Annotated in this window: 4 protein-coding genes and 1 tRNA gene; 3 read left to right on the top strand and 2 right to left on the bottom strand. The window is 46.3% G+C overall.

Going from position 1 to position 9,053, the window contains the following annotated elements:
• Positions 1-386 precede the first annotated feature (386 nt).
• Positions 387-470: transfer RNA gene (locus NE665_RS18735), tRNA-Leu, on the bottom strand.
• Positions 471-840: 370 nt separating this feature from the next.
• Here NE665_RS18735 and NE665_RS18730 point away from each other — a divergent pair.
• Together NE665_RS18730 and NE665_RS18725 are read left to right on the top strand one after the other, a co-directional pair.
• Positions 841-2,277, top strand: coding sequence for an extracellular solute-binding protein (locus tag NE665_RS18730; RefSeq protein WP_117444688.1), 1,437 nt, complete (start codon positions 841-843; stop codon positions 2,275-2,277).
• Entirely contained in the window at positions 2,277-5,207 is a 2,931-nt protein-coding gene (locus NE665_RS18725; RefSeq protein ID WP_117444689.1) for a bifunctional diguanylate cyclase/phosphodiesterase, read from the top strand. Before NE665_RS18730 ends, NE665_RS18725 begins: the two co-directional genes overlap by 1 nt.
• 312 nt (positions 5,208-5,519) lie before the next feature.
• On the opposite strand, the gene NE665_RS18720 is transcribed toward NE665_RS18725, so the two are convergent.
• Complete coding sequence (locus NE665_RS18720) at positions 5,520-7,307, bottom strand: helix-turn-helix domain-containing protein (protein WP_117444690.1); 1,788 nt, start codon at positions 7,305-7,307, stop codon at positions 5,520-5,522.
• A 127-nt stretch (positions 7,308-7,434) separates the two neighbouring features.
• On the opposite strand from NE665_RS18720, the gene NE665_RS18715 reads away from it, so the two are divergent.
• On the top strand, positions 7,435-9,033 hold the full coding sequence (locus NE665_RS18715) for an MFS transporter (RefSeq protein WP_117444691.1): 1,599 nt from the start codon (positions 7,435-7,437) through the stop codon (positions 9,031-9,033).
• Positions 9,034-9,053: the final 20 nt, after the last annotated feature.

Raw genomic sequence — 9,053 nt, 5'->3', positions numbered from 1 at the left:
ATATATTAAAAAATATTTATATAATATACTCTTAACTACAACGATAGTGAGCGATTAATGAAGTGATTTCTGATAGGAATAAAAAATAGCATCAACCAAATTTCCTTAGGTTGATGCCATTGGGCTGGACATGAACAGCCCTTTTTTATGTTCTTCATGCGCTCCTCATTCCACCTTATCAGCAATCGCCGTGAATCCACCTCATGCCTGTATCTGCCCTGCATATACAAAGCAGTATGAAGGTATGAATATATCTTGTTATTCGTACAATTCTGCATGCATTCAAAAGGCTGTGGAGCGTTTCGGACAGAATTATGATTTCCTAAGGTGTAAGCACAAAAAAACTCTTAAAGCCTTATGCTAAATGTTTAAGAGTACTTTGTACATGGTGCGGGCGACAGGACTTGAACCTGCACGCGCGAAGCACTAGATCCTAAGTCTAGCGTGTCTGCCAATTTCACCACGCCCGCAAATGCTTTAATATTATAACATATCCTGTGATAATTGCAATCCCTTCTCTGAAATTTTCCAGAAAAAAAATCAACAAGCGTATTCCTATGCAAGGATTAGCATAATGAGAATCAGAAAACGGTAGTATTGTAAAGAGAAATCCAGCTATGAAATCTCCTATATTTGTGCAGATGCTCTTTGAATTTGGCTGCTGATTCGTAGCACAAACGTCCCATCCCCTGCTTTCTCATCCCCCCATTGTCCCTAACCTTGTCCGTTTAGGAACAACTTTTTTCATAAATGTCAGCTTTTCCTTATGTAGAAAGCATTATAAAGATATTATGTGGTATAATGGAGTGGATATAAATCATAACAAGGGAGGATATCTTCATGAAAAAACTCAGACTCGCAGCCGCATGTCTGCTCCTGTCATCTGCTGCTGTGTTACAGGGATGTTCCGGTAACGATCACGGACTGAATCCGGATAAGCCGCTCACGCTGACACTCTGGCATTATTACAGTGGTTCACAAAAGCAGGCGTTTGATGAGCTTGTCGATGAATTTAATGAAACACAGGGGAAAAAGCAGGGAATCAGTGTGGACGCTGTCGCAAAGGGAAGCATTTCCAACATTTCCGCAGATTTAAAAAGCTCTCTGGAGAAAAAGGTAAATGCTCCGGAGCTCCCGAATATTTTTGCCTCCTATGGAGATACGGCGGAGGATATGGAGAAGGCGGAAAAGCTCGTTTCCATCAATGACTATATGTCGGATAAGGAAATGGCGGAATATGTCGATGATTATATGAAGGACGGCATTCTGCACAATCATGATGATGTCAATATCTTCCCGATAGCCAAGGCAACGGAGGTCATGGTTATCAATAAAAATATATGGGATGACTTTGCGAAAAAGGAGCACGTAAAGCTTTCCGATCTGGATACGTGGGAGGGGCTTGCTCAGGTCAGTGAGAAATACTATACATACAGCAAAGGGAAAGCCTTCTTCGCAAGGGATGCCCTCATGAATTATCTCAATGCCGGCAGTGAGCAGCTGGGTACACCACTGTTTTCCATAACCGGGCACACCGGCTCCTTCACAGTCAGCAAAGAAACGATGCGCAAGCTTTGGGATCAGTATTATGTTCCGTTTGTAAAGGGCTACTATACCAAAAACGGGCGGTTTGCCAGTGATGATATGAAAACCGAGGATGTCATCGCCTGTGTTGCCTCCTCAGCAGGGGCAACCTTCTTCCCGAAGGAAATCGTCAGCGATGATGGAACAAGCTATGCAGTAGAATATATCGTACGCCAGGTTCCCAACTTTGACGGAAAAAAGAGCTATGCTATCACACAGGGCGCAGGTATGGCTGTCAGTAAAAGTGATGAAGCGCACGAATATGCGTCCATTCAGTTTTTAAAATGGTTTACGGAAAAGGAAAGAAATACGCTGTTCTCCGCGGAATCCTCTTATCTGCCGGTGAAAAAGGAAGCAAACTCCTTTGACTCCTGGAATTCCATTACGGAAGCAGAAAAGGTTACTGCGAATCAGCTTGTAAGAGATATCGTCAAAACCTCGATGGAAACGGTCTCAAAGAGTACCCTGACCTCGCAGAAATCATTTAACGGAAGCTTTGAAATCCGCAATTATCTGGAAACGGCACTGAACGAAAAATGCGCCGCAGATGCCCGTCAGATTCAACATGCAGTAAAGAACGGTGACAGCCGCGAAAAAGCCTGGAAGCCGTATCTCAGCGATGAAAATTTCAATACATGGTTTGAACAGATTACAAAGGATATTAACGAGAAGATGAAGGACAGTGATGCATAATGCAGAAGAATTCCCTGTTTCGCAGGCTGCTGATCACGCTCACGCTGACCGGTGCCGCGATCTGTCTGATCTTCATGGGAACGGTTTTTGCCGGTGGTACCATCCGCAATCTGAAGGATATCTCTTATCACCTCTTTCATCAGCGGGTGAAATTCAGGGTATCGGATTTGCAGGAAATCATGGCTACCGATCTGTATCAGCAGGATACTTACAAGGAGCTTTTACAGGAATGTAACAAGGTATACCAAGCGGCTTCTGCCAAGCAGCACAGCGAGGAGCTGCCCTCATCCATACTGAAGCAAATGGACGCCTTTTCCACGCTGAAATACATCACAGGCTCCTATGTTATATTTGATAGGGATGTCTTTCATACAGATTATTATCCTGCCTATTATCTGACGGATGGAACCCCGGGTGACACCTATAACGATAAAAGTGATATCATCGCACGCTTTGGCAATGCGGCAGCTCTGAAAAAAGCAGGCTATTCCCTGCATTCTGAGTGGAAAACCTCCATGAAGCTGTCAGAACAGGATTTGAACGACAGCTTTTACTTCCGCCCCTATCAGGCGGCACAAGACGATCCAACGGAAGATATAAAAAGCTACGGCTATTGGGGAACGAGCATTCGTATGCAGGATAATGAAACCGAGTTCATCACCTATTCCTTTCCTCTGATCAGCGCTGACCATGAGGTGTACGGTGTTGCAGGTGTGGAAATATCCCTCGATTTTCTAAAGAAGTATCTTCCCTATGAAGAATTAAACGATGATTCCAGCAACGCCTATCTGCTGGCATGCAAACAAAAGGATACCGACACCTACGAGGTGGTATACAGCAATGGTCCCACCTATCGCAGTCTGTTTCCGATCGGAAAGAAATTCAGGCTGAAGGATGCCGCAGGAGAACGCGGCTCCACGTTGACGATAGGCGATCAAAAGCTTGTCATGCAGCAGGAACAGCTGCATCTTTATGAAAGCAACACGCCCTTTGTCGAGCAGGAATGGTATCTGATCGGTACGCTGGAATACGATGCACTGTACAGCAGTGCGATTCGTCTTCAGAAAACCATTCTCTGGACAATGCTGGGCTCGATACTGCTCGCCTTCATCATCGCATTTTTTACGAGCATGAAATTCTCACATCCGATTGCACAGCTTGCCAAGGTATTGAAAAATTTCGATCCGAATGATGAAATGCATCTGCCAAGAGTGAAAATACTGGAGGTTGATGAGCTTGCGTCCTCCATTGAGGAGCTAAGCCGAAATCTATCCACTGCGGAATCCAGACTCTCTCAGGTCATTCATGCGCTGGATATGCCAATCGGCGCCATTGAGGTCTATGATTCCGGACTCATTTACTGTACAGAGGAAATTCCGCATCTGCTCTGCTTTCAAAACAGAAAACGAACGTCCTATACACGTAAGGAATTCAGAAAGGAAATCGAAGTCTTTAAAAAACGAATTGAGATTTTTGAAGAAAAAGAGGAATGGCAGGATGACAGACAGGTACACACCTATGTGGTATCTCATCAGCTGGATGAACAGGAAACATGGCTGCGCTTCATCCTTTCCCGACATGAGGGAACCCATGTCATAGTCGTTATGGATGTCAGTGACGAAATCCGCGAAAAACGCAAGCTGACCTATGAACGCGATCATGATGTTCTCACACAGCTCTTTAACAGAAGAGCCTTCCGCAGCCGTGTGGAAGCTGTGCTGAGTCAGGATACCTGCGGTATTTGTGCAATGATTTTATGGGATCTTGATAACCTGAAGGTGATCAATGACACCTATGGACACGATGCCGGTGATCAGCTCATCTGCGCCACTGCCCGTTACCTGCAAAAGCTCTCCTCCTCCCGCTGTATCGTATCGCGTATGGCAGGGGATGAATTCCTCGTCTTCTTCCATCATTATCAAAAGGAAAGTGAAATTCGTACCATTGTTGAGGGGATGCATCGGCAAATCAATGCCGGTAGCCTTACCTTCACCGGTGAGGAGGATATCCGCATCCGCCTATCCGCAGGCATCGCCTGGTATCCAAAGAATGCACAGGATTTTGATACGCTCAGTAAATATGCCGACTTTGCCATGTATTCCATCAAGAGTACACAGAAGGGCGGTATCGAGGAATTCCAGCCAAGCACCTATCATAAGGACAAGCTGCTGCTCAGCGGCCGCAATGAACTGAATGAAATACTGGATCATAATCTGGTCAGCTATGCATATCAGCCAATCGTCCATTTGAAATCAAAAACGATATACGCCTTTGAAGCACTGATGCGTCCGCGTAGTACCATTATCACATCCCCGGTGGATATTCTGCGTGTTGCCAGATCACAGAGCCAGCTCTACCGTGTGGAATTCATGACCTGGACGCAGTCGATTGCTCAATTTGCAGCCTTCCACACCTCCTTTCCAAAGGCCCGCCTGTTCATCAACTCCATTCCAAGTATTCCGATGCTGGATGATCTGACACAAAATCTGGAACAGCAATACAGAGAGTATCTGCCGCTGCTGGTCATCGAAATGATTGAAACAGATGAAATCGAACAGCATTATCTGGAAACCAAGCAGCAGTTTGCGAAGCGCTGGGATGCCCATATTGCGATTGATGATTTCGGAAGCGGCTACAGCAATGATTCCACACTTTTAAATGTCGCAGCAAATTATATCAAAATTGATATGATGTTTGTTCGCGATATTCATAAGGATGAAAACAGACAGCGGCTGGTTGAAAACATGATCACCTTTGCCCATCGCCAGCATATCCGTGTAATCGCAGAGGGTGTGGAAACCAAGGAAGAGCTGCAGCAGCTGATTCACATGGAGGTCGACTTTGTACAGGGCTACTATCTTGGAAAGCCGGCACTTCATATAAGTGACATCTGTGAAGCGGACATACGCAAAAAGCTCAGTGATGTATAGCATCGCTGTTGCAACTTTGCTAAGCAGGAAAAAGCGGCAATGCGATGATACAGAAGGACAGGGATACTTCAAAAGTTATCCTGCAATCATAAAAGCACAGCATCCCAAAGAGGTGCTAACTCGATTTTTGGCGAATAAGAAAATAAAAGATTTCAAAACCTATTGTATCTCCAATAGATTTGAAATCTTTTTTTACAGCTACCCTATGGTAAGCAAGAGCTCAAAGATCCTGTGCCTTTTGTGTATACAATATGGGAAGCAGCGGATGCATACGGCGGTGAACAGAATGCAGCATTTGGCCTCTCTGTTTTATTATGTCAGATGCGGCAGCTGTTTGCGCAGATGCTCCTTCAGCTGCATCAGCTGTTCCTGCAAGTGCTCATAGGAGGTATGAACAAAGCCTGCCAGACAAGCCTGACGGATTCCCTTTCCCTCAATATACAGCTGGTTTTTCAGCTCAAGCATGGACACAAAGGATTCGCTGATCCGCTCATCATACAACACCACCAGCATACAGTCACGAAGCAGAAGCCGATGCATGGGAAGCATGGCGGTAAATTCCTCATACGAAACAGTCCTGCAGTGTTCATGAAAGCGCTGAAACAGATAGGAAACAAGAGCATCCTCATCAACGGCATGATGAACATGAGCAGATAAGGGAATCGGCTGCAGTGCAGATCGCTGCTGACGCAGCTGCTTCAGATAAAGCTGAAGCTTTTGAATATCACTGTCCTGTATGATACTGCTGATTTCCACATTGGGCACCTGCTTATGTAGATAATCAAACGTTATGAAAAAATCAACCTCAAAACGAGCTGCATCAATTTCATCCTCCGTCAGTATCCGCACAATATCAATATTCGGCAGTGCTTCACTGATTCGCATACGTCCATAATATGCCAGCTCCAAGGAGCAGTTGACAATCAGTCCCGCACGAAAGCGCACCTGTTTATCCAGCTGATGAAAATACGGCAGCAAAAGCATGGATAAGCGTGTATACTCACTCTCATACAGCTGTAGCCCTCGAAGCTTCTCATCCTTATGAAACAGCCGCATAACACTGAGGAACTCCGCCATGGAATCATATTTTACCTGTGTGTCATTATAATGCAGTACCCGCATCGCATGACGCTTTCGTATCATCGCTGTCTGTAACAGAATGGAAAAGAGAACCGGAAGCTCCTCGTCCAGCTCCCCGTGATATTCCTGCTTCAGCAAAGCAAAGAAACGCGCACTCAGCTGTCTGGTTTCCTCATGCAGTTCAAATTGATGCAGCATGCTTCTATTCCACTGTCGTGCTCCACTTTCAATCAGCTGTTCCAGAAACCGCATTTCCCCGCCGTTTACATCCACATGGAAATAATCCTGAAGCAGGGTATGCACCCGTCTGTTTCCCGCATAAGGCTGCTGCTCCTGCAGACCGCAGCCCATCTGTATACGTTTCATCATTATACCGAGATAAATGCTGAAGTGATGCAGCGCATTCGCCGTAAAGCGATACCCATAGGCATCCTCATACAGCCGAAGAATCGTGCGAAACAGCGACTGATGCTCCTGCAAAAATACCGGCTCAATGCTCATCATCATCGCCTTATCCGCACGCTGATAAAAATAATACAACACAAACAACCGGATTTGACGCTCCTCCCCTGCGACATGCAGATGCGCTCCCCTCGTGATGTTCAAATGAAATATTCGCAGCATACTCTCCCAGCAAAGCAAATCCTCCTTGAGCTGAAGACGGTTGGTGTACAATTCATCGGCAAGCGTATCCATCGTATACGACTCCTGATGAAACAGCAGATATATCATACCGTGATAAAACCTGTCCAGATCTGGCTTGATTTCCAGCACTCTGGATTCCAGCAGATAGCGGACATATTCCTCCTCCTGCTCCTCCAGATACATTCGCACACCGCTTCCCCGCTTGGTCTGAATCCGGGATGTTACCTTATTCATATGCAGATATGTGTTGATTGTCTTAATATCATTGCGTATCGTTTTCTCACTGAAGCCGAATTCCTCACATAATTCCTGAATTGGCTGATAATGCTTCTGTGACAGCAGATACAGAAGCAGTTTTCGCTGTCGCTGGTTCATACATCTCCCGCTTTCCTCTTTGTAAGAATTTTACCACAGTTACGGTAATTTTGCTACTTAACAACGTCCTGGACAGGCCTATAATGGTCTATGGTATAGAAAGTAAGTATTTGAGGAGGCAATAGCTATGGAAACTGTACAAAAACAAAAGAAACAGATGTTATATCTCCCGCTGATTGTTCTGATGTTCACACAGATTGGAACCTCAGGGGATAATGCGGTACTCAGTGTCGCAACGAACGCGCTGATCTCTGCACTGCATGCAAGTATGAACGATATTCAGCTTGCCAATATGGTATATTCGCTATGTGCCGGAGCCTTTATGGTTGCCGGTGGTATGCTGGGAATCATCATCGGATGGAAGAAGAACTTTCGCATCGGTGTGATCCTTGCCATCATCGGAGAGGTCATGCTGGCTATCTCCACCAATGTTGTTATGTTTACCTGGGGCGGCCGTTTGCTGGTCGGTCTGGGCGCAAGCTTTATGATTCCTTCTGTACTCGGTCTGATTCCGGGTATCTATAGCGGAAAGGAGCGTGTCTTCGCATTTGGTGCCATCGGTGCCGCTACCGGAATTGCGGCAGCTGCCGGTCCGATCGTAGCCGGCTTTCTGCTGGATGCTTTTGGATTTCGGATTGCCTTTGGTGCACTTGCCGTTTACTTTTTCCTGATTCTCATCGGTTCGATGGCAATCCCCGAGGTTGAGCGCTCCGCCAAGAAGCTGAAAATGGATGTACGCGGGACGATTGTTGCGGCCATCGGTCTCTTCCTGTTCCTGATCGGAATTTCCAAGATATCCGTATGGGGTCTTATCACACCGCTGCAGGCACCGTTTACGCTTTTCGGAATATCCCCTTCTCTGCCACTGGCTCTGCTTGGTATCGTCATTCTGGCATTTCTGGTCGTCATGGAAAAAAGCATTGAACAGAAGAACGGTTGCGCCCTGCTTCCTTCTTCCTTTCTGAAATCCGCACAGGTGCGCGCAGGACTGTTCGCCAGTGCCATCGTATTCCTGTATCTGGGAGGTACCGTTATGCTGGTAAATCCCTACCTGCAGGTTGTCGGCGGGTTCAATGCCGTTCAAACAGGAGTTGCGATGATCTGTGTCGGTGCTCCGATGTTTGTAGCATCCATGGGGGTTCCCAAATATGCGGCGCAGGTACATCCGAAAACGATTCTTCGCATCGGCTATATTCTGCTTGCCGCATCCGTAATTCCCATGGCATTCTCTTTGCAGGAGCATGGGGTATCCATCGGTATGTATATCGGGCTGATCATTGCCGGTATCGGTCAGGGAATGCTGAGCGCACAGGCGAGTAACGTGGTGGCACTGGCTGTCAATGAACGAGATGCCCAGCAATCCGGCGGCATACAGGCTACCGCAAGAAATGTCGGACAGGCAATCGGTGTTGCCGTGCTTGGCATGGTTATGATCTTCACCATCAATGCCAATCTGGGTAGCAGTATGGAAAAGGATACCTTGCTCTGCGCTTCTCTTGTACAGCAGGAGGAAGCAAAAAATGTAAGCTTTATGTCGGATGAGGCCTTTATCGCTTCACTGTCTGATCTTACGATGAAGCCACAGGAGCAGCAGGAGCTTGTCCATCTGAATGCCCAGGCCCGTATGCATTCCACACAGTATGCCCTGTATGTCCTGGGAATCCTTTCCCTTGTATGTATTTTCAGTACCGGCGGCATAACGATTACAAAAAAAGAACAGGCTTAGATTCATGCATCGATGATAAG

This window comes from Clostridium sp. DFI.1.208 (genome assembly GCF_024463855.1).
Classification (GTDB): Bacteria; Bacillota_I; Bacilli_A; order Erysipelotrichales; family Erysipelotrichaceae; genus Clostridium_AQ.
This window is presented reverse-complemented; position numbering and strand designations above follow the sequence as displayed.

Coding starts and splice junctions, on each gene's coding strand:
- NE665_RS18715 (WP_117444691.1), top strand. CDS start 7,435: ATGGAAACTGTACAAAAACAAAAGAAACAGATGTTATATCTCCCGCTG.
- NE665_RS18730 (WP_117444688.1), top strand. CDS start 841: ATGAAAAAACTCAGACTCGCAGCCGCATGTCTGCTCCTGTCATCTGCT.
- NE665_RS18720 (WP_117444690.1), bottom strand. CDS start 7,307: ATGAACCAGCGACAGCGAAAACTGCTTCTGTATCTGCTGTCACAGAAG.
- NE665_RS18725 (WP_117444689.1), top strand. CDS start 2,277: ATGCAGAAGAATTCCCTGTTTCGCAGGCTGCTGATCACGCTCACGCTG.